We start from the raw sequence: 25,988 nt of genomic DNA on the forward strand, positions 1-25,988 counted from the left end.
CCTCACCGTCCTGGCCGTCGCCCTCCTCCTCGCGGGTCCGGCGCTCGTGGGACTTCGCCACGAGCGCCGGATCGACCGTCAGATCGAGGCGGCGCGGACCGCGCGGACCGCGCGGACCGAGGGGTCCGGCTCCGAGGGGGCCGCTCCTCCCGCGGTCCGGTCTCAGAAGTCCTCGTCCAGGTCGACGGTGCCCTCGACCGCGACCTGGTACGCCGACGGACGGCGCTCGAAGAAGTTGGTCAGCTCCTGAACGCCCTGCAACTCCATGAAGGAGAACGGGTTCTCCGAGCCGTACACCGGGGCGAAGCCGAGCCGGGTCAGACGCTGGTCGGCGACGCACTCCAGGTACTGCCGCATGGAGTCGGTGTTCATGCCGGGCAGGCCCTCGCCGCACAGATCGCGCGCGAACTGCAGCTCGGCCTCGACGGCCTCCCGGAGCATGTCGACGACCTGCTCCTGGAGCCGGTCGTCGAACAGCTCCGGCTCCTCCTTGCGCACGGTGTCGACCACCTCGAAGGCGAAGCTCATGTGCATCGTCTCGTCGCGGAAGACCCAGTTGGTGCCGGTCGCCAGGCCGTGCAGCAGACCGCGGCTGCGGAACCAGTAGACGTACGCGAAGGCCCCGTAGAAGAACAGGCCCTCGATGCACGCGGCGAAGCAGATCAGGTTGAGCAGGAAGCGGCGGCGGTCGGCCTGGGACTCCAGCCGCTCCAGCTTCTCGACCTCGTTGATCCACTTGAAGCAGAACCCGGCCTTCTCGCGGATGGACGGGATGTTCTCCACCGCGTCGAAGGCGGCCGCCCGGTCCTGCGGATCGGGCAGGTAGGTGTCCAGCAGCGTCAGATAGAACTGGACGTGCACGGCCTCCTCGAACAGCTGCCTGGACAGGTACAGGCGCGCCTCGGGGGAGTTGATGTGCTTGTACAGCGTCAGCACGAGGTTGTTCGCCACGATCGAGTCGCCCGTCGCGAAGAACGCGACCAGCCGGCCGATCATGTGCTGCTCGCCCTCGGACAGCTTCGCGAGGTCCGCGACGTCCGAGTGGAGGTCGACCTCCTCGACGGTCCAGGTGTTCTTGATGGCGTCCCGGTAGCGCTCGTAGAAGTCGGGGTAGCGCATCGGGCGCAGCGTCAGCTCGAAGCCCGGGTCGAGCAGGTTCTTCTCGGTCTTCGCGGTCGTCTCGGGTGCGGTGGACATCACTGGCAGGCCTCGCAGGACTCGGGGTTCTCAAGGGAGCAGGCGACGGCGTCGGGGTCGGCCGCCTGCTGCACGGGGACGGCCGCCTCCGGCTGCGCCTGGGCCCGGGCCGCGCGCGCGATGCGGGTCGCCGGGCGCGAGCGCAGGTAGTACGTCGTCTTCAGGCCCGACTTCCAGGCGTACGCGTACATCGAGGACAGCTTGCCGATGGTCGGCGTCTCCAGGAACAGGTTCAGGGACTGGGCCTGGTCCAGGAACGGGGTGCGGGCGGCGGCCATGTCGATCAGGCCGCGCTGCGGGATCTCCCACGCCGTGCGGTACAGGTCGCGCACCTCGGCCGGGATCCACGCGAAGCCCTGCACCGAGCCGTTCGCCTCGCGCAGCGCCTCCCGGGTGCGCGCGTCCCACACGCCCAGCTCCTTGAGCTCCCGCACCAGGTACGAGTTGACCTGGAGGAACTCGCCGGACAGCGTCTCGCGCTTGAACAGGTTGGACACCTGCGGCTCGATGCACTCGTAGACGCCCGCGATGGAGGCGATGGTGGCGGTGGGCGCGATGGCGAGCAGCAGCGAGTTGCGCATGCCGGTGGCGGCGATCCGCTCGCGCAGCGCCGCCCAGCGCTCGGGCCAGGCGAAGTCGACGCCATAGTGGTCGGGGTGCAGCACGCCCCTGGCGGTCCGGGTCTTCTCCCAGGCGGGAAGGGGGCCGTTGCGCTCGGCCAGTTCGGCGGAGGCCTCGTAGGCGGCGAGCATCACGCGCTCGGCGATACGGGTGGACAGGGCCCTGGCCTCGGGCGAGTCGAAGGGCAGCCGCAGCTTGAAGAAGACGTCCTGGAGGCCCATCGCGCCCAGGCCGACCGGCCGCCAGCGCGCGTTGGAGCGGCCCGCCTGCTCGGTCGGGTAGAAGTTGATGTCGACGACGCGGTCGAGGAAGGTGACGGCGGTGCGGACGGTCTCGTCCAGCCGCTCCCAGTCGATGTCGCCGGCCGCCGTGTCGACGAACGCGCCGAGGTTCACCGAGCCCAGGTTGCACACGGCCGTCTCGCCGTCGTCGGTGACCTCCAGGATCTCCGTGCAGAGGTTGGAGGAGTGCACGACGTGGCCCGGCTCGGCCGTCTGGTTGGCGGTGCGGTTGGCCGCGTCCTTGAAGGTCATCCAGCCGTTGCCGGTCTGCGCCAGGGTGCGCATCATCCGGCCGTACAGGTCACGGGCCGGGATGGTCTTCTTCGCCAGGCCGTCCGCCTCGGCCTTGCGGTAGGCCGCGTCGAACTCCTCGCCCCACAGGTCGACCAGCTCGGGCACGTCGGCCGGGGAGAACAGCGACCACGGCTGGTCGGCGTTGACCCGGCGCATGAACTCGTCCGGGATCCAGTGCGCGAGGTTCAGGTTGTGCGTGCGGCGGGCGTCCTCACCCGTGTTGTCCCGCAGCTCCAGGAACTCCTCGATGTCGGAGTGCCAGGTCTCCAGGTAGACGGCGGCCGCGCCCTTGCGCCGGCCGCCCTGGTTCACCGCGGCGACGGAGGCGTCCAGCGTCTTCAGGAACGGCACGATGCCGTTGGAGTGCCCGTTGGTGCCCCGGATCAGCGAACCGCGGCTGCGGATGCGGGAGTACGACAGCCCGATGCCCCCGGCGTGCTTCGACAGCCGGGCCACCTGGTGGTAGCGGTCGTAGATGGAGTCCAGCTCGTCCAGCGGGGAGTCGAGGAGGTAGCAGGACGACATCTGGGGGTGGCGGGTGCCGGAGTTGAAGAGCGTGGGGGAGGACGGCAGGTAGTCCAGCCGGCTCATCAGCCGGTAGAGCGCGGCGACTTCGTCCAGGGCGCGGGCGCTGTCGTCCTCGGCCAGACCGGCGGCGACGCGCAGCAGGAAGTGCTGGGGCGTCTCGACGACCTTGCGGGTGAGGGGGTGCCGCAGCAGGTAGCGGCTGTGCAGGGTGCGCAGTCCGAAGTAACCGAAGCGGTCGTCGGCCGCGGTGTCGATCAGCGCGTCGAGGCGGGCCGCGTGGACGCGCACGAACGCGGCGGTGCGGTCGGCGATCAGGCCCTCGCGGTGGCCGACGGCGACCGACTCGGTGAACGACGTGACGCCCTGGGAGGCGGCCTCCGCGGCGATGCCGATCGTCAGCAGCCGGGCGGCCAGCTTCGAGTACGCGGGGTCCTCGGAGATCAGGCCGGCGGCCGCCTCCGTGGCCAGCTCGCGCAGCTCCGCGGTGATCTCGGCGGCGCCCCGGGCGGACCGGCCGCGCAGGGCCGCGGCGGCGACCCGGCCGGGGTCGGCGTCGGGCAGATCGGCGGTCAGCTCGGTCAGGGTGCGCAGCAACGCGGTCCCGGGACCGTCGGTCTTCAGCTCGGTGACTGAGGCCGGTTCGGCGGGCGCGATGGTCACGTGGGGCTCTCCCTCGCTCGGCAGGGGGCCTTGCGCAGGGCAGGGGGCAGCACACGAGCGCGCGGGGGCGTCGCGTCCACCGGTCCACTCCGCGAGACCCGGACGTCAGGGGCCCGGACCGGACGGCCGGGCACGCTGTCGGCAGGATCTCGGACTGAACAGGCGTGCGCATACGGGTATGGATGCACGCGAGTACACCGTTGCGGGACAGTTCCGGATTCGCACCGGATTCCCCTGCGGCGACAGCGAGCATGAGCATACATCTTGTGCTCGTCCGTCACGCCACCCCCAGATGTTGTGTCGAGGTGGTTTCAGAGCGTCAACTGATAGGTGAGCAGAGTGAGGTCGTCCAGGTCCGGCACGGGATTCCAGTCCCGCTCGGGTGTGCGGACGAAGCCGAGACGTTCGTAGATCCGGTGCGCGGTGCGCATGGCGCGCTGACTCGACAGGACGACGGCCGTGCAGCCCGGCGTGGCCCGCGCCCGGTCGAGACAGGCCCGCACGAGCGCCTCCCCGGCTCCCCGGCCGCGCGCCGCGTGCGCGACCGCGAGCGCCCGGATCTCGGCCTCGCCGGGCCGCGCGATGTCGGCGACCGGACCGGGACCGGCCACGAAGGTGACGCCCCCGAGGAGCCGGTCGCCGTCCACGGCCACCAGGACCTCGGCGGCGGCCGCCCGCGCGGCGACGTCCTTCAGCACGGGCAGGTACGGGTCCTCCTCGCCGTAGTCGAGGAGAGCGTCCCGGAGGTAGGCCTGAGCGGTGATGTCGCCGAGGGGGGCGTACTCGGCGGGCAGCGCCTTCCTGATCCGTATGTCCATGCGGCGCAGTGTGCCGCAGACGCACGCGGGCGGGCCGCCGGATTTCTCCGGCGGCCCGCCCGTGCCGAACACGCGGCCACGCGGCCCGTGAGGGCCCTCGGCGTGGCTAGTGCGAGGCGCCCGCGGTGGCCGGCGGCAGTTCGACCTGCACGCCCGGGTCGCCCGCGTCCGCCGCGTAGTCCTCCGGCTTCGTCTCGTCGATCCCGTCGGGGGCCTTGGCCGCCTTCAGGACGAACGTCAGGACGACCGCGACGACGACGTTGAGGACGAACGCCGTCAGGCCGATGTAGCCGATCTCCCCGATGCCCGGGATCTCCTTGGAGGAGCCGCCGAAGTGCTTCTGCGTGGGGGAGGCGACCCCGTACGCGGCGAAGGTGCCGTAGACCATGCCGACGGCCCAGCCGGCGAGCAGCGCCCAGCGGTGGAACCAGCGGGTGAACAGGCCGCCGACCAGGGCCGGGAAGGTCTGCAGGATCCAGATCCCGCCCAGCAGCTGGAAGTTGATGGCGACCGTCTTGTCCATGGTGAGGACGAAGACCAGCGCGCCCACCTTCACCAGCAGCGAGACCAGCTTGGAGACCTTGGTCTCCTGGGCCGGCGTCGCGTCCGGCCTGATGAAGTCCTTGTAGATGTTGCGGGTGAAGAGGTTCGCGGCCGCGATCGACATGATGGCGGCCGGCACCAGCGCGCCGATGCCGATGGCCGCGAACGCCACACCGGCGAACCAGGACGGGAACATGTCCTCGAACAGCTGCGGGATCGCCAGCTGCCCGTTGGTGACCTTGACGCCGGCCGCGATCGCCATGAAGCCCAGCAGGGCGAGCAGGCCCAGCATCAGCGAGTACAGCGGCAGGATCGTGGTGTTGCGGCGGATCACCTCACGGCTGCGCGAGGACAGCGTCGCGGTGATGGAGTGCGGGTACATGAACAGCGCCAGGGCCGAGCCCAGCGCGAGCGTCGCGTAGGTCCACTGGCCCGGGTCCGCCGGGGCGAGCGCGCCGCGCGGCTTGCCCGTCGCCGGGTTGGTCTGGCTGAACGCCTCGCCGGCCTTGGCGAAGATGTCGTCGAACCCGCCGAGCTTGACCGGGATGTAGATGATCGCCACCGCGATGACGATGTAGATCAGGGTGTCCTTCACGAACGCGATCAGCGCGGGGGCCCGCAGACCCGAGGAGTACGTGTAGGCCGCCAGCACGCCGAAGGCGATGAGCAGCGGCAGGTCCTTCACGAACCAGTTGGTGTTCTCGCCGCCGCCGACGCCCATCACGTCGAGCACGGCCTGGATGCCGACGAGCTGGAGCGCGATGTACGGCATCGTCGCCAGGATGCCGGTGACGGCGACCGCCAGCGACAGGCCCTTCGAGCCGAAGCGGCCGCGCACGAAGTCCGAGGTCGTCACATAGCCGTGCTTGTGGGACACCGACCACAGGCGGGGCAGGAACGTGAAGATCAGCGGGTAGACGAGGATCGTGTAGGGCACCGCGAAGAAGCCCGCCGCGCCCGCCGCGTAGATCGCCGCGGGCACCGCGACGAAGGTGTACGCCGTGTAGAGGTCCCCGCCGAGCAGGAACCAGGTCACCCAGGTGCCGAACGACCGTCCGCCCAGGCCCCATTCGTCGAGGCTGTCGCTTTCGGCCTTGCGCCAGCGGGCGGCCAGGAAGCCCATGACCGTGACGGCCAGGAAGAAGAAGATGAAGACGGCGAGCGCGACGCCGTTCACGCCGTCCTTCACTCCGACGCACCGCCCTTCGGAGAGGAGGAGCCGGCCTGCCCGGAGGCGCCGGCGGAGGCCGGGGCGGCGGCCGCGCGGCCCCGCTGGTCACGCTGCCACAGCTTGTACGCCGTCACGGTCAGCGCGGCGGACAGGGGCACCCACAGCATCTGGTACCAGTAGAAGAACGGGATCCCGATGAACGCCGGGTCCACCTTTGCGTACGAACCCACCCACAGCATCGCCGCGAAGGGCGCGAGCAGACAGAGGGCGATGACGACGCGCACAGGCGTCACCACCGGCCCCCTGGTCACTTCCGGGGTCTCTGACATCGGCGGCTCCGTCCCCTCATCCGATCGCCTTGATCACAGGTGTAATGCGCAGGCAATGTAAGTGACGGATAAGCCCAGCGGAAGGCCCTCCACAGACCCTCTACTCGGCGGGTCTTTTCAGCCGGGCCACGAACTTGTACCGGTCGCCCCGGTACACCGACCGCACCCACTCCACCGGCAGGCCCTTGCGGTCCAGTGAATGCCGGGACAGCATCAGCATGGGCAGGCCCACGTCGGTGCCGAGCAGACCGGCCTCACGGGGCGTGGCCAGCGAGGTCTCGATGGTCTCCTCGGCCTCGGCGAGACGGATGTCGTAGACCTCGGCCAGGGCGGTGTAGAGCGAGGTGTACTTGGCCAGCGACCGGCGCAGGGCCGGGAAGCGCTTCGCCGACAGATGGGTCGTCTCGATCGCCATGGGCTCGCCGTTGGCCATGCGCAGCCGCTCGATGCGCAGCACCCGGCCGCCGGCCGTGATGTCGAGCAGCGCGGCGAGACGGTCGTCGGCGGTGATGTAGCCGACGTCCAGCAGCTGCGAGGTCGGTTCGAGGCCCTGGGCGCGCATGTCCTCGGTGTACGAGGTGAGTTGCAGCGCCTGAGAGACCTTCGGCTTGGCGACGAAGGTGCCCTTGCCCTGGATGCGCTCCAGCCGCCCCTCGACGACGAGTTCCTGGAGGGCCTGGCGGACGGTGGTGCGCGAGGTGTCGAACTCGGCGGCCAGGGTGCGCTCCGGCGGGACGGGCGTGCCGGGCGACTGTGTCTCGGTCATGTCGAGCAGATGCTTCTTGAGACGGTAGTACTTGGGCACACGCGCGGTACGGACGGTCGCCCCACCCTCGTTCTCCGCACTGCTGACGTCGGTGCTCATGGCCTGCCTTCCCGGCTGCGGGTGCGGAAACGGCCGACACACCGTCGGCCGCGGCTCACATCGTGGCACGGACGCGGCGGCGCGCGCGCCATCGTTCCGTGATCCCTCTGTATACCGTCGCAATCTTTGCTGGTCTAGTCCACCAGGGCAAATGGTCTACCGGACGGACCCCCTCCGCAGTCCAGGTTTTCGAGGGCTTCTTACTTAAAGGTTCCTGCATATGTAGGTCCCATAACGGCTGGTCGGAGGCGGTTCGGCCACCCTTGACAGGCTTATGGGCCTGAGCCAAGCTCTGCGCACTGGTCTACACCATTGGTCCAGATCGAGGTCCCGGCCCGTGGGCGGGGGGTGTGGCATCCCTGAGGAGGATGGCGTGAAGCGCAAGCTGATAGCCGCGATCGGTATCGCGGGCATGATGGTCTCCATCGCGGCGTGCGGGGACGACAGTGGCAGCGGGGACTCGAAGGGCACGGACGCCAAGGAGCTGACCGTCTGGCTCACCGTCGACGCGCAGAACAACTGGCCCGAGCTGGTCAAGGCCGCCGACGCCGCCGTGCAGAAGAAGCACCCCGGCGTCAAGATCAACCACGAGTACTACGGCTGGCCGGACAAGAACGCCAAGCTCGACGCGGTCCTCGCCACCGACAAGGCCCCCGACGTCGTCGAGATGGGCAACACCGAGATGCTCGGTTACATGGTCAAGGGCGCGTTCGCCCCCCTGGACACCGCCAAGTTCGACAACTCCGCCGCCTGGCTCGACGGCCTCAAGGCCTCGGTCACCTACGACGGCAAGACCTACGGCGTGCCGTACTACGCCGGCGGCCGCGTGGGCAACTGGCGCAAGGACGTCTTCGCCGCGGCCGGCGTGAAGTCCGCGCCCAAGACGTACGCGGAGCTGACCGCCGCCCTGGACAAGGTCCAGCGGAAGGAGGGCGGCAAGTTCTCCGCCTGGTACCAGCCCACCCGCGACTGGTACGCGGCCATGTCCTTCGTCTACGACGCCGGCGGCTCCATCGCCAAGGAGGAGGGCGGCCAGTGGAAGGCCAACCTCTCCTCGCCCGAGTCGCTCAAGGGCCTGGGCGAGTTCAAGACGGTCGTCGACAGGTACATGCACGGCGACAAGACCAAAGACGAGTCCGACCGCTACATCGTCTACGGCCAGGGCAAGTCCGGCATGATCTTCGGCGCGGCCTGGGAGGGCGCGACCTCCGCCGACCCGAAGAACGACAAGACGGGCAAGCTCAAGGACAACCTCGAGAACTTCGTGATGCCCGGCCCGTCCGGCAAGAACCTCCCCGTCTTCCTGGGCGGTTCCGACCTCGCCGTCCCGGTCAAGTCCCACGCGCAGGCCCTCGCCGCCGAGTGGATCAACGCCTTCACCGGCCCCGCCGGCCAGAAGGGCCTGATGGGCAAGGGCAACCTGCCCAACAACAAGACCGACCTCGCGACCCTCAAGAACGACCCCGCGACGGTCGTGCCCGCCACCGCGGCCGAGTCCAACTGGTTCGTCCCCATGGCCCCCGGCTGGGGCCAGGTCGAGAAGGCCCAGGTCCTGCAGACCATGCTGCAGAGCATCGGCACCGGCAAGAAGTCGGTCGAGGCCGCCGCCAAGGACGCCGACGCCGCGATCGACAAGGTCATCAACAACAAGTGACCTGAGGGCAGGGCCCTGCCACGAGCAGGGCCCTGCTCCCCGTACGACCCGAGGGACCGCTGAGGAGCGCGCGGATGAGTGCCGCAGACACGACCACTGCCGAAGTGCCGCCGACGCGGCAGTCACCACCGCCGCCGCCGGCCGGCGAGCCGGACGCCAGGAGACCGCGCGCCGGCCGCGGGCCCGGCGGGACCGGCACCCCCTGGCTGCTCCTGGCCCCCTGCCTGCTGGTCCTCGCCCTCGTGATGGGCTATCCGCTGGTCCGGCTGGTCACCCTGTCCTTCCAGAAGTTCGGCCAGTCCCAGCTGTGGGGCTTCCAGCCGGCCGAGTCCGTCGGGTTCGACAACTTCGCGGGCGTCCTGGGCGACGGCGAGTTCTGGCAGGTCGTCCTGCGCACGATCGTCTTCGCGGCCGGCTGCGTGATCGTCACCATGGTCCTCGGCATGCTGATCGCGCTGCTCCTCCAGCGCGTCTCCGGCTGGGTGAAGACCCTCGTCAACATCGCGCTCGTGGCGAGCTGGGGCATGCCGGTCATCGTCGCGACCACCGTCTTCAAGTGGCTGTTCGACTCCGACTACGGCATCCTCAACGCGGTCCTGAGCCGGCTGCCCGGCGTCGACCTGATCGGCCACAACTGGTTCGCCAGCGGCCCGCAGGGCCTCGCGGTGATCATGCTGCTGGTGATCTGGGGCGCGGTGCCCTTCGTGGTGATCACCCTCAGCGCCGGCCTCACCCAGGTCCCGGCCGAGCTGGAGGAGGCGGCACGCCTCGACGGCGCGGGCGCCTGGGGCGTCTTCCGCTTCGTCACCCTGCCCATCCTCAAGCCGGTCGTCGTGATGCTCACGACCCTGTCGGTCATCTGGGACATGGGCGTCTTCCCCCAGGTCTTCGTCATGCGCAACGGCCACCCCGAGGCCGAGTTCCAGCTGCTGACGACGTACTCCTACGACCGCGCCTTCGTCGTCAACGACTACGGCCAGGGCTCGGCCATCGCGCTGATCACGGTGCTGCTGCTGCTCGGGGTGGTCGCCGTCTACATGCGCCAGATGCTGAAGATCGGAGAGGTCGAATGAGCGCCATCGCCTCCGGGACGGGCCCGGCGAAGGGCCGCACCCGCGGGACCCGCCGCCGCACGTCCAAGGCCGGCTGGAACCTGCTCGGCCTGTTGGTCTTCGCCGTCGCCGGCTTCCCCGTCTACTGGATGCTCAACACGGCGTTCAAACCGGCGAAGGACGCCATCGACCCGGACCCGAGCCTGCTGCCCACGGCCCTGACCTGGTCCAACTTCAGCCGCGCGCTGAACATCGCCGACTTCTGGGGACCGGTGGGCCGCAGCCTGGTCGTCTCCCTGGCGGTCGTCGCGATCGGCGTCGTCGTCGGCCTGCTGGCCGCCCTCGCCATCTCCCGGTTCGCCTTCCGCGGCCGCAAGATCGTCATCGTCGGCATCCTGGCCGTCCAGATGATCCCGCTCGTCGCCATGATCATCCCGGTCTTCCTGCTCCTGAACGACCTGGACCAGTACGACAAGCTCTCCGGCCTGATCATCACGTACCTGACCTTCATCCTCCCCTTCACGGTGTGGACCCTGCGCGGCTTCATCGTCAACATCCCCAAGGAGCTGGAGGAGGCCGCGATGGTCGACGGCTGCTCGCGCACCGGCGCCTTCGTCCGCGTCGTCTTCCCGCTGCTGGCCCCCGGCATGGTCGCCACCTCGGTCTACGGCTTCATCCAGGCCTGGAACGAGTACCTGTACGCCCTGATGCTGCTCAGCCAGAAGAACCAGACGGCGACGGTCTGGCTCAGCAACTTCTCCACCAAGCACGGCACCGAGTACGCCCCGATGATGGCCGGCGCCACGATGATGGCCGTCCCGATCGTCGCCCTGTTCCTCATCGTCCAGCGCAAGATGGCCGCGGGGCTGACCGCGGGCGCCGTGAAGGGATGACGCCCCCGATGACGACAATCGCCAGCGGCACCACTGTGTTCGGCCGGGACGGGCTCACCCGCGACGCCCTGACGGTCCTGCAACCCGGATTCCCCGGCACCACCGCCCCCGACTGGCTGCTGCGCCGGCTCGGCGAGGGCCTCGCCTCGGTGGGACTGTTCGGCAGGAACATCGCCTCGCCCGAGCAACTCGCCGCACTGACCGCCCAGTTGCGCACCGAACGGGACGACGTCCTCGTCGCGATCGACGAGGAGGGCGGAGACGTCACGCGCCTGGAGGTACGCACCGGCTCCAGCTTCCCCGGCAACCACGCCCTGGGCGCGGTGGACGACGTCTCGCTCACCCTGGAGGTCGCCGCCGAGCTGGGCCGCCGCCTCGCCGCATGCGGCGTCAACCTCAACTGGGCGCCCTCCGCCGACGTCAACTCCAACCCCGCGAACCCGGTCATCGGCGTCCGCTCCTTCGGCGCCGACCCCGACCTGGTCGCCCGGCACACCGCCGCCTACGTCACCGGCCTCCAGTCGGCGGGCGTGGCGGCCTGCACCAAGCACTTCCCCGGCCACGGCGACACGGCCGTCGACTCTCACCACGCGCTCCCGCGCATCGACGCCGCCCCGGCCGTCCTGACCGAGCGCGAGCTGACCCCGTTCCGCGCGGCCATCGCCGCCGGCACCCGCGCCGTGATGAGCGCCCACATCCTGGTCCCGGCCCTGGACCCGGCCCGCCCGGCGACCCTGTCGCCGCACATCCTCACCGCGCTCCTGCGCGACGAGCTGGGCTACGACGGCCTGATCGTCACCGACGGCATGGAGATGCAGGCGGTCGCCGCGACCTACGGCATCGAGCGCGGCAGCGTCCTCGCGATCGCCGCCGGCGCGGACGCCATCTGCGTGGGCGGCGGCCTGGCGGACGACGACACCGTGTGCCGGCTGCGCGACGCGCTGGTCGGCGCCGTCCGCTCGGGCGAACTGCCCGAGGAACGTCTCGCGGACGCGGCGCGGCGCGTCCGGGCGCTGGCGCGCTGGACGGCGAACGGGGACGGGCGGCCCGGCGCGCCCGCGGAGCGGGACCGGTCCGGCCGGACGCCCTCCGCCGACGGCACGGGCGTACGCGCCGACGTCGGGCTGATCGCCGCCCGCCGCGCCCTGCGGCTCACCGGCGACGAGGTCTTCACGCCGCTCGCCGACCCTCCCTTCGTCGCCTCGCTCACCCCGGTCGCGAACATCGCCGTCGGCGACGAGACCCCGTGGGGCGTGGCCGCGGAACTGGTCCGGCTGCTGCCGGGGACGCGCACCGGCGGCTTCACGGGCGAGGACGCCGGACCCGCGGCGCTGGCCGCCGCGGGGGAGCGGCGGATCGTCGCCGTGGTCCGCGACGAGCACCGGCACGCCTGGATGGGCGCGGCCCTCGACGTCCTGCTGGCGGCCCGCCCGGACACCGTCGTCGTCGAGATGGGCGTCCCCCAGGCCCCGCCCCGCGGCGCCCTGCACATCGCCACCCACGGCGCGGCCCGGGTCTGCGGGCGCGCGGCGGCGGAGGTCATCGCGGCCGGTCCGCACGGCTGAGCGCCACGACGGCGAAGGCGCCCGGCTCCTGACAGGAGCCGGGCGCCTTCGCCGCCGTACGGGGCGGTCGTCCTCAGATGCCCTGCCACGGCGGCTTGGCGGCGAACGTGTGCCGGAAGTAGTCCCCGAGCTTCAGCTCGGACGCGGCGGCCTCGTCGACGACGACCGTCGCGTGCGGGTGAAGCTGGAGCGCGGAGGCCGGGCACACCGCGGCGACCGGTCCCTCCACGGTGGCCGCGACGGCGTCCGCCTTGCCCTCCCCGGTGGCCAGCAGCACCAGGTGCCGCGCCTCCAGGATCGTCCCGATGCCCTGGGTGATGACGTGGTGCGGGACCTGCTCGATGTCGCCGTCGAAGAAGCGCGCGTTGTCCACCCGGGTCTGCTCGGTCAGCGTCTTGATGCGGGTGCGCGAGGCGAGGGACGAGCAGGGCTCGTTGAACCCGATGTGCCCGTCGGTGCCGATCCCGAGCAGCTGGACGTCGACCCCGCCGGCCGCGGCGAGCGCGCGGTCGTACGCCTCGCAGGCGGCCTGCACGTCCTGCGCCGTGCCGTCCGGACCGAGGAAGGCCTCCATGCCGATGCCCAGCGGCTCCAGCACCTCGCGCCGCAGCACCGAGCGGTACGACTCGGGGTGGTCGGCGGGCAGGCCCACGTACTCGTCGAGCTGGGCGATCCGGGCCCGGCCGGTGTCCACGGCGCCGGCGCGCACCTTGGCCGCCAGCGCCTGGTAGACGGGCAGCGGGGTGGAGCCGGTGGCCACGCCGAGCAGGGCGTCCGGCTTGCGCCGCAGGAGCTGCGCCATGGCCTCGGCGATGAGTTCGCCGCCCGCCCGGGCGTCCGGAACGATGACAACTTCCACGCTGGCCCGCCGTTCTCATACCGTGTGTGGTTTAGACCAATCTTCGGAGCTCAATCTAACAGAATCGGGGGTCCCGGCCCAGGCGGACGGGCGTCCGGGATCCGTACGGCAGGCGGCCGGCGGGCCCCCTGAGCGGGCCGCTCCGCGGAAATTGCCCCCGCCATGTGGCCCCGCGCGGGAACCCGCACAGGCTAGGCTGCGTTGTGGACGACGAGACGTCCGAATACCACACCGATGAACAAGCCCCGTCGCATGGACACGCCCAGTGGTCTAGTCCACAATGGCCGGGGGCGAGCGACACAGCCGGCGACGCGGCCGGCGACACACTGAGCCTCCGTCTTCCCCGCACAGGAAGGCGGACCGAGGATCCGGGCTCTCTGCCCTGACTGCCCCGGCTCCTCACCTTCGGCCGACGGGACCGCACACCCCGCGGCCGATATTGCTCCGGGCTGCGGTGCCGGGAGGGTTGAGGGTCCCTCCCAGGCGCCGCGGCCCGCGGGTGTTTCCCGCCCCGCGCAAACCCCCAGGTACGCTCGCAGGCGTGCCCTCCATGAACGAACTCGTACGCCAGCACACCGCACTCGACGACTCCGACCTCGAGTGGCTGCATCTGCTGGTCTCGGAGTGGCAGCTGCTCTCCGACCTCTCCTTCGCCGACCTGGTCCTGTGGGTCCCCACCCGTGACGGCGCCCGCTATGTCTCCGTGGCCCAGATGCGCCCCAACACCGGCCCCACCTCCTACCAGGACGACATGGTCGGCCACCTCGTGCCCCGCGGCCGCCGCCCCCTGCTGGACGCCGCCCTGGACGAGGGCCGGATCGTGCGCGAGGGCGACCCGGAGTGGCGCGAGGAGGTCCCGGTCCGGGTCGAGTCCATCCCCGTCCGGCGCGACGGCCGGGTGCTGGGCGTCATCGCCCGCAACACCAACCTGCTCACCGTGCGCACCCCGAGCCGGCTGGAGCTCACCTATCTTCAGAGCGCGTCCGACCTCGCGCAGATGATCGCGGCCGGCTCCTTCCCGTTCCCCGACCAGCAGACGGACATGGACGCGGCCCCGCGCGTCGGCGACGGCCTGATCCGCGTCGACGTCGACGGGGTCGTCCAGTACGCCTCCCCGAACGCGCTGTCCGCCTTCCACCGCATGGGCCTGGCCTCCGACCTGGTCGGCCAGCACCTCGGCCTGACCACCGCCGAACTCGCCCCGACCCGCGGCCCGGTGGACGAGGCGCTCGCCAAGGTCGCCAGCGGCTGGGCGCCCCGCGAGTTCGAGATCGAGGCCCGCGACGGGGTCATCCAGTTCCGCACGATCCCGCTCAAGCCGAAGGGCACCCGCATCGGCGCGCTCGTGCTGCTGCGCGACGTGACCGAACTGCGCCGCCGCGAACGCGAGTTGATCACCAAGGACGCGACCATCCGGGAGATCCACCACCGGGTGAAGAACAACCTCCAGACGGTGGCGGCCCTGTTGCGGCTCCAGGCCCGGCGCATCGATTCCGAGCGCGGCCGCGAGGCCCTCGAGGAGGCGGTCCGCCGGGTCGGCTCGATCGCCATCGTGCACGAGACGCTCTCCCAGAACCTGGACGAGCGCGTGGAGTTCGACGAGATCGCCGACCGTGTGCTGGCGATGGTCGCCGAGATCTCGCCGGGCAAGGTCGCCGGCCGGCGCAGCGGACGCTTCGGCATCCTGGACGCCGAGGTCGCCACCCCGCTGTCGATGGTCCTCACCGAGATCCTCCAGAACGCCCTGGAGCACGGCTTCGGCGAGGGCGAGACCGGGACGGTCGAGGTCTCGGCGGTCCGCGGCGGCACCAGCAAGGAGGCCCGCCTGCTGGTCACCGTACAGGACGACGGCGTCGGCCTGCCCGCCGGCTTCGACCCGCACACCTCCGGCAACCTGGGCCTGCAGATCGTACGGACACTGGTGGAGGGCGAGTTGAGCGGAACCTTCGACATGGTCCCGGCTCCGGAGCGCGGAACACAGGTGATCCTGGACATCCCGGTGCGCGCGCAGAAGTAGCCCGCGGGGCGGCGCCGCACGCGCACAGCAAGAAGCCCCGGACCGTTCAGGGGTCCGGGGCTCGAATGCTCGTTGCCAGCTTGTGCTGCGCATCGGGGTACTGCGCGCTGCGGCTCGGGGGCGGGAGAAGCGTACTCGCTGCCGACGAGGTGATGTCGGCAGGCACACGCGCCGCCAAGCTCAGGCTTGCGGGGCGGGTGTCGTCAGGCGGAGGCCTGACGGGCCCGGTTGCGGGCGGCGCGGCGCTTCATCGCGCGACGCTCGTCCTCGCTGAGGCCACCCCAGACGCCGGAGTCCTGACCGGACTCGAGCGCCCACTGCAGACACTGCTCCATAACCGGGCAGCGACGGCAGACGGCCTTGGCTTCCTCGATCTGCAGCAGCGCAGGACCGGTGTTGCCGATGGGGAAGAAGAGCTCGGGGTCTTCCTCGCGGCAAACGGCGTTGTGACGCCAGTCCATGGCTGCTACCTCTCCTTGGTATTACATGCGGGGTGCTTGTGAATGTGAACGCTTTCACGAATCCCCCAACAGATGAAGGGCCACCAGCCGGGTTTCCCTGGCGTGGTCCTGGAGTTCGTTGAGGGGTTCCGGTGATCAGTGGATGCCGGTGTTGCGGGCTGTCCCGATCGCCACGTAGAGACTCGCAAACCTCAGCGGCGGATACAACCCCTTCCGGAAAGTTTTTTTTGATTCCTCGGTGTCGACTAGGTCACAGCCGTACTTCCATGGGGTGGATCCTGGCCTAAACGTTCGAGTGAAAGGACTTCAGCCCTTTCTGCTCACACAATCACACGCAGTGCACGGTGTACGCCTGTGAACGTCACGCTGGTTCGCAGGCCCAGGTGGTCACCGTCCATCTGAAGGGGCAGCGGGGCCTTCGAATGCAAGGTGAACCGGTCCAGGTCGTGCAGCGCGACGGCATGCTTGCCGTGCGGTCCCCGCTCGGGGGACGAAGTGAGCAACTGGGTGCCATATCGGGCAACCGAGGCGGTCGACAGACGGCTGAGACCGAGTACGTCGAGCCCGGTATCGAACGAGGCCTTAGGCGACGCGTACACCGGGCGATTGCCCAGATAGGTCCACGGAGCCGTGTTGCAGACTATGGACAGCACCAAATCGGTCACCGGGTCGGCGCCCGGCCGTTCCAGGGTGATGGTTCCGTGCCGGCGCTGTGATTCGCCCAACAACTGGCGCACCGCCTGGCGGATATAGAGAGCGTGCGTGGATTTCCTGCCCCGCTCGCGCTGCTGCTCCACCCGGCCCACCACTCCGGCGTCGAAACCGAGGCCGGCGTTGAAGGTGAACCAGCGCGACGGCACCGCCTCGTCCTCCGTGCCGGGCGTGCCCGCCGCGAGCCCGAGGCCGACGGTGCGTTCGCGGCCCTCGCGCAGCGCGTCCAGCAGGGCGCCCGTGGCCTCCACCGGATGGTTGGGCAGATCCAGGGCCCGCGCGAAGACGTTGGTGGAGCCGCCCGGCACCACCGCGAGACCCGGCAGCGCCGGGTCGGGGCCGGCGTGCAGCAGGCCGTTGACGACCTCGTTCACCGTGCCGTCGCCGCCCAGGGCCACCACCAGGTCGACATTGCCGCTCTCCGCGGCCTGGCGGCCCAGATCGCGCGCGTGCCCGCGGTACTCGGTGGTGACCGCCTCCAGCTTCATCTCGCTCGCGAGGGCGTGGATGAGGACGTCGCGCGTGCGGGCACTGGTGGTGGTTGCCGCCGGATTGACCACGAGAAGTGCACGCATGAGTTGCAGCGTACCTACTGGGTGGTACCGGGCACAGGCCGAGGTGGGGATCGGGTAAGAGATCACGGGGTGAGCCTCGACACGGGCGCGGCCTGCGCCGGGCCCGCGGTCCGCGGCCGGTCCGGGGGTGCGGGCTACCCTTCAGGGGTGAGCAGTGAGCAGACCCCCGCCGCCCCCGAAACCGCAGCGTCCCGCCCGCGCCGGGTGACGTATGCCGCCGCCCTGTGCGCGCTGGAAGGGCTGGCGCTCGTCGCGGGCGGGGTGTGGATGCTCGTCCTCGGCCTCACCGGCGACCCGGACGACCGTCAGCAGGCCGTCACCGGCGGAGTCACCCTGATGGTGCTGGCGCTGCTGCCGCTGCTGGCCGCCCGCGGGCTGATGGGCCTGCGCGGCTGGAGCCGGGGGCCCGCCGTCATCACCCAGGTCATGGCGGTGCCGGTCGCCTACAACCTGCTCCAGGCCGACAGCATGGCCATCCCGGCGGGCATCGCCCTGATGGCCGTGGCCGTCGCCGCGCTGGTGCTGCTGGTCAACCGGGAGACGACCAGGGCCCTCGGGATCCGGGGACCCGGCCGCACACCGTAGCCGCCCGCGCGACTGCCGCTCCGCTCCTGTGCCCCTCTACCGCTGTGCCCCTCTACTCCTCGACGAGGAGCTTCTCCCGCAGCTGCGCGAGTGTGCGCGCCAGCAGCCGGGAGACGTGCATCTGCGAGATGCCGACCTCCTGCGCGATCTGCGACTGGGTCATGTTGCCGAAGAACCTCAGCAGCAGGATCCGCTTCTCGCGGGGCGGGAGGTCCTCCAGCAACGGCTTGAGGGACTCCCGGTACTCGACGCCCTCCAGCGCCTCGTCCTCCGCGCCGAGCGTGTCGGCCACCGCCGGCGACTCGTCGTCGGTGTCGGGGACGTCCAGGGACAGCGTGGAGTACGCGTTGGCGGACTCCAGGCCCTCCAGGACCTCCTCCTCCGAGATGGCCAGCTTCTCGGCGAGTTCGTGGACCGTGGGGGAGCGGCCGTGCTGCTGCGACAGCTCGGCCGTCGCCGTCGTCAGCGACAGCCGCAGCTCCTGGAGCCTGCGCGGCACCCGCACCGCCCAGCCCTTGTCCCGGAAGTGCCGCTTGATCTCGCCGACGACCGTCGGGGTCGCGTACGTGGAGAACTCCACGCCGCGCTCCGGGTCGAAGCGGTCGACGGACTTGATGAGGCCGATCGTGGCGACCTGGGTCAGGTCGTCCAGCGGCTCGCCGCGGTTGCGGAACCGGCGCGCGAGATGCTCGACCAGCGGCAGATGCATGCGGACCAGCTGGTTGCGCATCTCCGCGTACTCGGGGCTGCCGTCCTGGAGCTTGCGCAGTTCCACGAACATCGCCCGCGCCCCGCTGCGGTCGGCCGGCCCATGCGCCTGGTGCGCCGGCGCGGCCGCGGGCGGCGTGGGCGCCGGTGCCGACGCCGGTGCCGGCACCGGTGGTTCGTGCTGTGCGCCCGGCACGCTGTGTTCGCCGTCTCGCTCGTGCTCGCTCATTGTCCCGCCCGTCGCCCTCTGTCGAGCCCTCGCCTCTGCCCGGCCGGGGGGCGAGCCCCCCGGCCGCCTCTCCCGGGGCGAGTCCTGCACGGCCGCGTCCGGCCGACCCGTCCGCGCGGAGGCCGGGTCGTCCTCCGGATGCGGCCGGGCCTGCTCGGGAATGCCGTCGATGCCGTCGGCCATGCGTCGGGAACCGTCCGGAGGCAGTGGCGTCCCGGCGTCGCCGGCCGGCAGCCCCCGTGTGCCGCGCTCTTCGTCCCGCACCGGCCCGTCCCCGTTCCTCACGCCGGCCCGGGTCCCGCGCCGCGTTGTTTGTAGAGGCTGATCGACACGGTCCTGTCCTCGTCGACGGCGGAGGACACCTTGCCCGCCAGGGCGGACAGGACGGTCCAGGCGAAGGTGTCACGCGAGGGGGCGTGACCGTCCGTGGTCGGGGCCGAGACGGTGACCTCGAGCGAGTCGTCGACGAGACGGAACACGCAACTGAGCACCGAGCCCGGCACGGCCTGCTGGAGCAGGATCGCGCAGGCCTCGTCCACCGCGATGCGCAGGTCCTCGATCTCGTCCAGGGTGAAGTCCAAACGGGCCGCGAGGCCGGCCGTGGCCGTCCGCAGCACCGACAGGTAGGCACCCGCAGCCGGCAGCCGGACTTCCACGAAGTCCTGGGTCGCGGGCTCGCCTGCGATCTGGGACACCCTCACCTCCAAGGTGGTACAAGCTTTTCGGGGCCGGGGGTCGCCCCCCGGGTAACGCGTGTGTGGTGCAGCGGTGACGCTATCGCGCTCTCACGGCTCCTGTCCCCGGACCCCAACCCCCTGGCGTCACTCACAGTAAAGCTGTGAACACGCTCCGTGTCTAGAGGTCTGCGGACCCAAATGGGAAGAGGGCGCGCCGGGTTGACGTACCCAGGCGTCAGATGGTCGAACCGTACCCGCCGGACGGCCGGGGCGTCTCATGAGTTCAACGCCCGCACCGCCCCGAAAGTTCACACCGGGCCGTACCGCCCGCGGCGGGAGACCGGAACCCGGCCGCGCACGGGACCCGCGACCTGCCGGGACGCCTCACACGAGGACGTGGTCGACGAAGCACCAGCGCCAGTTCTCACCGGGTTCGAACGTCCGCATCACCGGGTGGCCGGACTCCTTGTGGTGCGCGGTGGCGTGCCGGTTCGGCGAGGAGTCGCAGCAGCCGACATGGCCACACGTCAGGCACAGTCGCAGTTGCACCGGGTGGGTGCCGTCCCTCAGGCACTCCGGGCATGTCTCGCCCAGCGGGACGGGCTCGGGGTCGGGCAGCGCGTCGGCGTGGGTGCACTGTTTCATGATTGCCAGATTACGACGGGCGCGCGGACGACCGCGCGGAAAAAGAGGGCGGGCCGGGACATGGACGTGATGCCACTGCTGTTGCTGGTGGCCGGCAGTGCGGCGATCGCCGCGGCGGCCCGGCGCACCCCGGCGCCCGCGCCGCTGCTGCTGGTGGCGGTCGGCCTGGCCGTCTCCTACGTGCCCGGCGTGCCGGACTACACCCTGGACCCCGACGTCGTGCTGCCCCTGCTGCTGCCGCCGCTGCTGTACACCTCGGCCAGCGACAGCTCCTACCTCGACCTGCGCGCCCAGCTGCGGCCGGTCGCGCTGCTGTCCGTCGGCTACGTGCTCTTCGCGACCGTCGCCGTCGGATGGGCCGCCTACCTCCTCGTCCCCGGCCTGCCGCTGACGGCCGCCCTGGTGCTGGGCGCGGTGGTCGCGCCGCCGGACGCGGTCGCGGCCACCGCCGTGGCCCGCCGGGTCGGCCTGCCCTCCCGGATCACCACCATCCTCCAGGGCGAGTCGCTGCTCAACGACGCCACCGCGATCACCGCCTACAAGGTGGCCCTCGCGGTCGTCGTCGGCGAAGGCGCCTCCTGGGCCGGCGGCATCGAGGAGTTCCTGGTGGCGGCGGTCGGCGGGACCGCCGTCGGCCTGATCCTCATGGCCCCGCTGCACTGGCTGCGCACCCACCTCAGGGAACCCCTCCTCCAGAACACGCTCTCCCTGCTGATCCCCTTCGTCGCGTACGCGGCCGCCGAGCAGTTCCACGCCTCCGGCGTCATCGCCGTGGTCGTCGTCGCCCTCTACCTCGGTCACCGCGCGTGGGAGGTCGACTTCGCCACCCGGCTCCAGGAGGAGGCCGTGTGGAAGATGGTCGCCTTCGTGCTGGAGTCGGCGGTCTTCGCGCTGATCGGCCTCCAGCTCCCCGTCGTCCTCAAGGGCCTGGGCGCCTACGAGGGCCTGGAGGCCGCCTGGTACGCCGTCGCGCTGTTCCTCGTGGTCGTCGCGGCCCGCTTCCTGTGGGTGTACCCGGCGACCTTCCTGCCACGGCTCGTGTCCTCCCGCATCCGCGCGCGGGAGGAGAACCCCACCTGGCGGGGTCCCGTCGTCATCGCCTGGGCCGGCATGCGGGGCGTGGTCTCGCTCGCCATCGCCTTCTCCATCCCGCTCACCGTGGACGACGGCGACGCGCCCTTCCCGCACCGCAACCTCATCCTCTTCCTCACCTTCACCACCGTCATCGGCACCCTCGTGCTCCAGGGCCTGACCCTGCCCCCGCTGATCCGGCTGCTCAAGTTCCCCGACGCGGACCCCCAGGCCGCGACGCTCGCCGAGGCCAACGCCCAGGCGCAGGCCTCCCGGGTCGCCGAACAGCGTCTCGACGACCTGCTCTCCGACGAGCGCAACGCCCTCCCGCCGCCCCTCGCGGACCGGCTCCGCGACGTCCTGGAGCGCCGCCGCAACGCCGTCTGGGAACGACTGGGCCAGGTCAACCCGGTCACCGGCGAGACCGTCGACGACACCTACCGGCGGCTGTCGCGCGAGATGATCAGCGCCGAGCGCGAGATGTTCGTCCGCCTGCGCGACGGCCGCCACATCGACGACGAGATGCTGCGCACGCTGCTGCGCAGGCTGGACCTGGAGGAGGCGGCGGCCTACCGGGAGGCGACCTGAGGCCTCACCCGGCGAAGGGCGCGCCCGTCACCACCGCGGCCAGGCGGGTCCCGCGCGGGAAGGCGCCCTCCTCGGCCAGGGCGGCAAGGGCGAAGAGCGACTTGGCGACATAGAAACGTTCGACGGCCACGCCGTGCCGGTGCTCGAAGTCCGCCGCGAAGTCCTCCAGCTCCGGGGTGACCCGCGCGTACCCGCCGAAGTGGAACCGTTCGTCGAGCCGCCACTCGCCCCGCCGGCCGCCGAAGGCCTCCTCCTGGAGAGCGAGTATCGCCGCCCCCAGGAATCCTCCCTTGAGCACCGGTATCCCCAGAGCCCGCTGGCCGGGCGCGAGACCGGCGGCCAGCCCCGCGAGCGTGCCGCCGGTGCCGCAGGCCAGCGCGACCACGTCGGCCCGCCCGCGCAGCTCCTCCCCGAGCGCCCGGCAGCCGCGCACCGCCGCCGCGTTGCTGCCCCCCTCGGGCACGACGTACGCGCCCTCGGCGCCCGCCGCGCCCAGGATCTCCCGCAGCGCCCGCGCCTCGCCCTTGCGCCGGTAGAGCGAGCGGTCCACGAAGCGCAGCCGCATGCCGTCGGCGGCGCAGCGGGCCAGCGAGGGGTTCAGGGGCCGGCAGGCCAGCTCGTCACCGCGCACCACGCCCACCGTCGGCAGCCCCAGCAGACGGCCCGCCGCGGCCGTCGCCCGCAGATGGTTGGAGTAGGCGCCGCCGAAGGTCACCAGCGTCCGCCCCGCCGCCCGCTCCAGATTCGGCACGAGCTTGCGCCACTTGTTGCCGACCAGCTCCGGATGGATCAGGTCGTCCCGCTTGAGCAGCAGCCGTACGCCGTGCCGGGCGAACCGGTCGTCGGCGACCTCCTGGAGCGGGGAGGGCAGGCTCGGGCGCAGGTCGGTCACCCGCCCATTGTCGAACACCGTTCGGGCGGATGCGCCGCTGCCCAGGCACGCGATGATCCATTCCCGCTCTTTCGGGTAATACCACGAGCACACACCGTGATGAAAGGCTGGTCCACGTGAACAGTGCACCGGCGCAGTTCGGCGGCCGTGCATGAATCGGGAGGGCAATTTCTCATGTCGGTAGGCGAAGAGGTCCGCTCGGAGTCGGGCAAGCCGCAGCAGAGTCTCGGCACCGCGGCCGCGCGGAACCTGGCCACCACGACCAAGTCCGCACCGCAGATGCAGGAGATCAGCTCCCGCTGGCTGCTGCGGAATCTGCCCTGGGTCGATGTGCAGGGCGGCACGTACAGGGTCAACAGGCGTCTGACGTACGCGGTCGGCGACGGCCGCGTCACGTTCGTCAAGACCGGCGACCGGGTCGAGGTCATCCCGGCCGAACTGGGCGAACTGCCCGCGCTGCGCTCCTACGAGGACGAGGAGGTGCTCGGCGAGCTGTCCCAGCGCTGCCGGCAGCGGGAGTTCGGCCCCGGCGAGGTCATCGCCTCCTTCGGCAGCCAGACCGACGAGGTCTACCTGCTGGCGCACGGCCGCGTGGAGAAGGTCGGAACCGGCCCCTACGGCGACGACCAGGTGCTCGGAGTCCTCGCCGACGGCGCCTACTTCGGCGACCAGGCGCTGCTCGACGCGGACGCCATCTGGGAGTACACCGCCCGCGCGGACACGGCCTGCACGGTGCTCATCCTGGCCCGTCAGGACGTCGAGCAGGTCGCGGAGCGCGCCGACTCCCTGCGCGAACACCTCCAGCAACTGCGCACGATCCCCGAGCAGCGCACCAACAAGTACGGCGAGAAGGAGGTCGACCTCGCGGCCGGCCACGCCGGCGAGCCGGACATCCCGCACACGTTCGTCGACTACGACGCCAGGCCCCGCGAGTACGAGCTGAGCATCGCCCAGACCGTCCTGCGCATCCACTCGCGCGTCGCCGACCTCTACAACCAGCCGATGAACCAGACCGAGCAGCAGTTGCGGCTGACGGTCGAGGCCCTCAAGGAGCGCCAGGAGCACGAGCTGGTCAACAACCGGGAGTTCGGTCTCCTGCACAACTGCGAGTACGACCAGCGGCTCCAGCCGCACGACGGCGTGCCCAGCCCGGACGACCTGGACGAGCTGCTCAGCAGGCGGCGCGGCACCAAGATGCTCCTCGCCCACCCGCGCGCCATCTCCGCGATCGGCCGCGAGCTCAACAAGCGCGGCCTCGTGCCCGAGACGATCGACGTCGGCGGCAACCGCATCCCCACCTGGCGCGGGGTGCCGATCTACCCCTGCAACAAGATCCCCGTCTCCGAGGCGCGGACCAGCTCGATCATCGCGCTGCGTCTGGGCCAGGAGGACCAGGGCGTCATCGGCCTGCGCCAGTCGGGCATCCCCGACGAGATCGAGCCGAGCCTGTCGGTGCGGTTCATGGGCATCAACGAACAGGCCATCATCAAGTACCTGGTCACGGCCTACTACTCGGCCGCCGTCCTGGTGCCGGACGCGCTGGGCGTCCTGGAGAACGTCGAGATCGGCCGCTGGCGGTGACCTCCGCCGTCAGGCGACAGCGGGGCGGGACGCGCGAACGGCGGACGTCCGACGGCGACCGGGGCGAGGGCGACGCGGGGACGACCGACGGGCACGAGGCGGCGGCGCTCCTGGAGCGGTCCAGGGCGGCCGTCGACCCGGCGCTGCGGGCGGCGCTCGACTCGCTGCCCGCCTCGATGCGCCGGGTCGCGCTCTACCACTTCGGCTGGGAACACGCGGACGGCACCCCCGCCGCGGACAACGCCGGCAAGGCGATCCGGCCGGCGCTGGTGCTCGCCGCGGCCGCGGCGCTCGGCGGCCCGCGGGCCCGTGCGGCGGCGGTGCGGGCCGCCGCCGCGGTCGAACTGGTCCACAACTTCACGCTGCTCCACGACGACGTGATGGACCGGGACGCCACCCGCCGCCACCGCCCCACCGCGTGGACCGTGTTCGGCGACGCCGACGCGATCCTCGCCGGGGACGCCCTCCAGGCCCTCGCCCTCGGCCTGCTCGCCGCGGACCCGCACCCCGCGTCCCGGCCGGCTGCGGCCAGGCTCGCGGCGTGCGTGGTCGAACTGTGCGCCGGCCAGCAGGCGGACACCGCCATGGAGAGACGCGGCCCCGCCGGCGTCACCCTCGACGAGGTGCTCGTCATGGCGGAGGCCAAGACGGGCGCGCTGCTCGGCTGCGCCTGCGCGGTCGGCGCGCTGTACGCGGGAGCGGCCGAGCGGGACGTCGAAGCGCTGGACGCGTTCGGCCGGGAGGCCGGGCTCGCCTTCCAGCTCATCGACGACGTCATCGGGATATGGGGGGACCCGCGGCACACCGGCAAACCGGCCGGCGCGGATCTCGCCGCCCGCAAGAAGTCCCTGCCGGTGGTCGCCGCCCTCACCTCGGCCACCCCGGCGGCCGGCGAACTGGCCGCGCTGTACGCGGCGCCCTACGACCCGGCCGACCTGGACCGCACGACGCTGGCCGTCGAGCGGGCGGGCGGCCGCGCGTGGGCGCAGGAGCAGGCGGCCGACCGGATGGCCCGCGCCATGCAGGAGCTGGCCCGGGCGGTGCCGGACCCCGAGGCGGCGGGCGGCCTGCTGTGCCTGGCCGAGTTCGTCACCCGCCGCACCACATAGGCCCGCCCACCCGCGCACGCCCGCAAGGGGGGTGCGGCGGGCAGCCTGCTCGTGTCCCGGCCGGTCCCGCCCGTGGCGGGGCCGACCGGGACATCGGTGCGTGCGGCCCCGGCGCGGCCCCGTGTGGCGGCACGCCCCGGTCGGAGTTCAGCCGACCGGGGCACCGGCGGGTCCGTCCGCCTGCCCATGCCTGCCAACCCGTGCCTGCCTGGGCCCCCTGCCCCGGTCGGCCAGGGCAGGCGGCCTGGGCAGGAGTCAGCCGACGGCCGCCGCTGCGCACCTGGCTCCCCGAGCGGGCGGTGGTCCTGCCGTGGGGAGGGTGCCCGTGCGGCGGGACGGTGGGGGGATCGGGTACCGGCCCGCCACCGAGCGGGCGAAAGTCCTGCCGTGGGGAGAGTGTCCGTGCGGCGGGACGTCGGGGGCATCGGGTGACAGACCCCCAGCGGGCGGTGGTCCCTGCCGGGGGAGGGGCGGCCGGGCGGTGGGACTTCGGCGGCGTACGAGCGGGAGCGGTTCGGCTGTGGTCGCCCTACTCTGAGGACATGGACAGGGAACAACGCGTCTGTTCCGCCTGCGGGGAGCCCGTGCAGTCCGTCGTCCGGCGGCACAAGACGCTGGGCGCGTGGGTGCCGCGCTGGGCGGCGGGGCCGTGCCACAACCCCGACTGCGAGGCGTACGTGGAGGCGGGCCCCCAGCCCCACCTCGCCGCGCCCGGCGACGACAGCGGAGGCCGGGGACACCCGGCCGGACCCGAGCGCTCCGCCGCGTCGGAGGAGGGGCCCGGCGCTCCCGCCGCCCGGTCCTCGTGA

Annotated in this window: 23 protein-coding genes and 1 riboswitch; of the genes, 10 read left to right on the forward strand and 13 right to left on the reverse strand. The window is 71.5% G+C overall.

All coding sequences use genetic code 11. From position 1 onward, the window contains the following. Positions 1-162 precede the first annotated feature (162 nt). The 6 genes from OG802_RS23745 to OG802_RS23770 all read right to left on the reverse strand — a co-directional run bounded on the left by OG802_RS23745 (position 163) and on the right by OG802_RS23770 (position 7,307). The gene (locus OG802_RS23745) at positions 163-1,197 is read right to left on the reverse strand and encodes a ribonucleotide-diphosphate reductase subunit beta (protein WP_329413446.1); all 1,035 of its coding nucleotides are present in this window, start codon (positions 1,195-1,197) and stop codon (positions 163-165) included. Then, positions 1,197-3,581, reverse strand: coding sequence for a ribonucleoside-diphosphate reductase subunit alpha (locus tag OG802_RS23750; protein ID WP_329413448.1), 2,385 nt, complete (start codon positions 3,579-3,581; stop codon positions 1,197-1,199). Before OG802_RS23750 ends, OG802_RS23745 begins: the two co-directional genes overlap by 1 nt. Positions 3,582-3,704: 123 nt before the next feature. Further along, positions 3,705-3,840, reverse strand: a riboswitch (cobalamin riboswitch). A gap of 52 nt (positions 3,841-3,892) precedes the next feature. Then, complete coding sequence (locus OG802_RS23755) at positions 3,893-4,399, reverse strand: GNAT family N-acetyltransferase (protein WP_329413449.1); 507 nt, start codon at positions 4,397-4,399, stop codon at positions 3,893-3,895. Between the two features lie 106 nt (positions 4,400-4,505). After that, positions 4,506-6,131: a monocarboxylate uptake permease MctP gene (mctP, locus tag OG802_RS23760; protein WP_329413451.1), complete on the reverse strand. Its 1,626-nt coding sequence runs from the start codon at positions 6,129-6,131 to the stop codon at positions 4,506-4,508. Continuing rightward, entirely contained in the window at positions 6,128-6,442 is a 315-nt protein-coding gene (locus OG802_RS23765; RefSeq protein WP_329413452.1) for a DUF3311 domain-containing protein, read from the reverse strand. The genes mctP and OG802_RS23765 overlap by 4 nt, the downstream gene beginning before the upstream one ends. 100 nt (positions 6,443-6,542) lie before the next feature. Next, positions 6,543-7,307, reverse strand: a complete 765-nt coding sequence (locus OG802_RS23770; RefSeq protein WP_329413453.1) for a GntR family transcriptional regulator — start codon at positions 7,305-7,307, stop codon at positions 6,543-6,545. Positions 7,308-7,680: 373 nt separating this feature from the next. Between OG802_RS23770 and OG802_RS23775 the strand changes: the two genes are divergently transcribed. From OG802_RS23775 to OG802_RS23790, 4 genes are all read left to right on the forward strand, one after another. Next, complete coding sequence (locus OG802_RS23775) at positions 7,681-8,961, forward strand: extracellular solute-binding protein (protein ID WP_329413456.1); 1,281 nt, start codon at positions 7,681-7,683, stop codon at positions 8,959-8,961. A 74-nt stretch (positions 8,962-9,035) separates the two neighbouring features. Further along, the gene (locus OG802_RS23780) at positions 9,036-10,034 is read left to right on the forward strand and encodes a carbohydrate ABC transporter permease (RefSeq protein WP_329413457.1); all 999 of its coding nucleotides are present in this window, start codon (positions 9,036-9,038) and stop codon (positions 10,032-10,034) included. Beyond that, complete coding sequence (locus tag OG802_RS23785) at positions 10,031-10,906, forward strand: carbohydrate ABC transporter permease (RefSeq protein ID WP_329413459.1); 876 nt, start codon at positions 10,031-10,033, stop codon at positions 10,904-10,906. Before OG802_RS23780 ends, OG802_RS23785 begins: the two co-directional genes overlap by 4 nt. A gap of 8 nt (positions 10,907-10,914) precedes the next feature. Next, positions 10,915-12,471 carry a glycoside hydrolase family 3 protein gene (locus tag OG802_RS23790; protein WP_329413460.1) on the forward strand — a complete coding sequence of 519 codons (1,557 nt, stop codon included), beginning with the start codon at positions 10,915-10,917 and terminating at the stop codon, positions 12,469-12,471. Between the two features lie 73 nt (positions 12,472-12,544). Here the strand turns inward: OG802_RS23790 and nagB are convergent, their stop codons facing one another. Then, positions 12,545-13,330, reverse strand: a complete 786-nt coding sequence (nagB, locus tag OG802_RS23795; RefSeq protein ID WP_329413462.1) for a glucosamine-6-phosphate deaminase — start codon at positions 13,328-13,330, stop codon at positions 12,545-12,547. 541 nt (positions 13,331-13,871) lie between these two features. On the opposite strand from nagB, the gene OG802_RS23800 reads away from it, so the two are divergent. Continuing rightward, positions 13,872-15,347, forward strand: coding sequence for a sensor histidine kinase (locus tag OG802_RS23800; protein WP_329413465.1), 1,476 nt, complete (start codon positions 13,872-13,874; stop codon positions 15,345-15,347). 203 nt (positions 15,348-15,550) lie between these two features. On the opposite strand, the gene OG802_RS23805 is transcribed toward OG802_RS23800, so the two are convergent. Then, entirely contained in the window at positions 15,551-15,808 is a 258-nt protein-coding gene (locus OG802_RS23805) for a WhiB family transcriptional regulator (protein WP_016639615.1), read from the reverse strand. 320 nt (positions 15,809-16,128) lie between these two features. After that, positions 16,129-17,094 carry a diacylglycerol/lipid kinase family protein gene (locus OG802_RS23810; protein ID WP_329413467.1) on the reverse strand — a complete coding sequence of 322 codons (966 nt, stop codon included), beginning with the start codon at positions 17,092-17,094 and terminating at the stop codon, positions 16,129-16,131. 147 nt (positions 17,095-17,241) lie between these two features. On the opposite strand from OG802_RS23810, the gene OG802_RS23815 reads away from it, so the two are divergent. Next, complete coding sequence (locus tag OG802_RS23815; protein ID WP_329413469.1) at positions 17,242-17,679, forward strand: hypothetical protein; 438 nt, start codon at positions 17,242-17,244, stop codon at positions 17,677-17,679. Positions 17,680-17,731: 52 nt separating this feature from the next. Here the strand turns inward: OG802_RS23815 and OG802_RS23820 are convergent, their stop codons facing one another. The 3 genes from OG802_RS23820 to OG802_RS23830 all read right to left on the reverse strand — a co-directional run bounded on the left by OG802_RS23820 (position 17,732) and on the right by OG802_RS23830 (position 19,938). Further along, complete coding sequence (locus OG802_RS23820; RefSeq protein WP_329413470.1) at positions 17,732-18,880, reverse strand: RNA polymerase sigma factor SigF; 1,149 nt, start codon at positions 18,878-18,880, stop codon at positions 17,732-17,734. A gap of 17 nt (positions 18,881-18,897) precedes the next feature. Then, positions 18,898-19,311 carry an anti-sigma factor gene (locus OG802_RS23825; RefSeq protein ID WP_006136266.1) on the reverse strand — a complete coding sequence of 138 codons (414 nt, stop codon included), beginning with the start codon at positions 19,309-19,311 and terminating at the stop codon, positions 18,898-18,900. 366 nt (positions 19,312-19,677) lie between these two features. Then, positions 19,678-19,938, reverse strand: coding sequence for a UBP-type zinc finger domain-containing protein (locus OG802_RS23830; RefSeq protein WP_329413472.1), 261 nt, complete (start codon positions 19,936-19,938; stop codon positions 19,678-19,680). A 60-nt stretch (positions 19,939-19,998) separates the two neighbouring features. On the opposite strand from OG802_RS23830, the gene OG802_RS23835 reads away from it, so the two are divergent. Beyond that, positions 19,999-21,597: a Na+/H+ antiporter gene (locus tag OG802_RS23835; protein WP_329413473.1), complete on the forward strand. Its 1,599-nt coding sequence runs from the start codon at positions 19,999-20,001 to the stop codon at positions 21,595-21,597. Between the two features lie 4 nt (positions 21,598-21,601). On the opposite strand, the gene OG802_RS23840 is transcribed toward OG802_RS23835, so the two are convergent. Beyond that, positions 21,602-22,489 (reverse strand): 1-aminocyclopropane-1-carboxylate deaminase/D-cysteine desulfhydrase, encoded by an 888-nt coding sequence (locus tag OG802_RS23840; protein ID WP_329413474.1) that lies wholly within the window; start codon positions 22,487-22,489, stop codon positions 21,602-21,604. 174 nt (positions 22,490-22,663) lie between these two features. Here OG802_RS23840 and OG802_RS23845 point away from each other — a divergent pair, with 174 nt between their 5' ends. From OG802_RS23845 to OG802_RS23855, 3 genes are all read left to right on the forward strand, one after another. Further along, complete coding sequence (locus tag OG802_RS23845) at positions 22,664-24,070, forward strand: family 2B encapsulin nanocompartment shell protein (protein WP_329413476.1); 1,407 nt, start codon at positions 22,664-22,666, stop codon at positions 24,068-24,070. After that, the gene (locus tag OG802_RS23850; protein ID WP_329413477.1) at positions 24,067-25,179 is read left to right on the forward strand and encodes a family 2 encapsulin nanocompartment cargo protein polyprenyl transferase; all 1,113 of its coding nucleotides are present in this window, start codon (positions 24,067-24,069) and stop codon (positions 25,177-25,179) included. The genes OG802_RS23845 and OG802_RS23850 overlap by 4 nt, the downstream gene beginning before the upstream one ends. Before the next feature lie 542 nt (positions 25,180-25,721). Continuing rightward, positions 25,722-25,988, forward strand: coding sequence for a hypothetical protein (locus tag OG802_RS23855; protein WP_329413479.1), 267 nt, complete (start codon positions 25,722-25,724; stop codon positions 25,986-25,988).

The organism is Streptomyces sp. NBC_00704 (assembly GCF_036226605.1).
Lineage (GTDB): Bacteria > Actinomycetota > Actinomycetes > Streptomycetales > Streptomycetaceae > Streptomyces.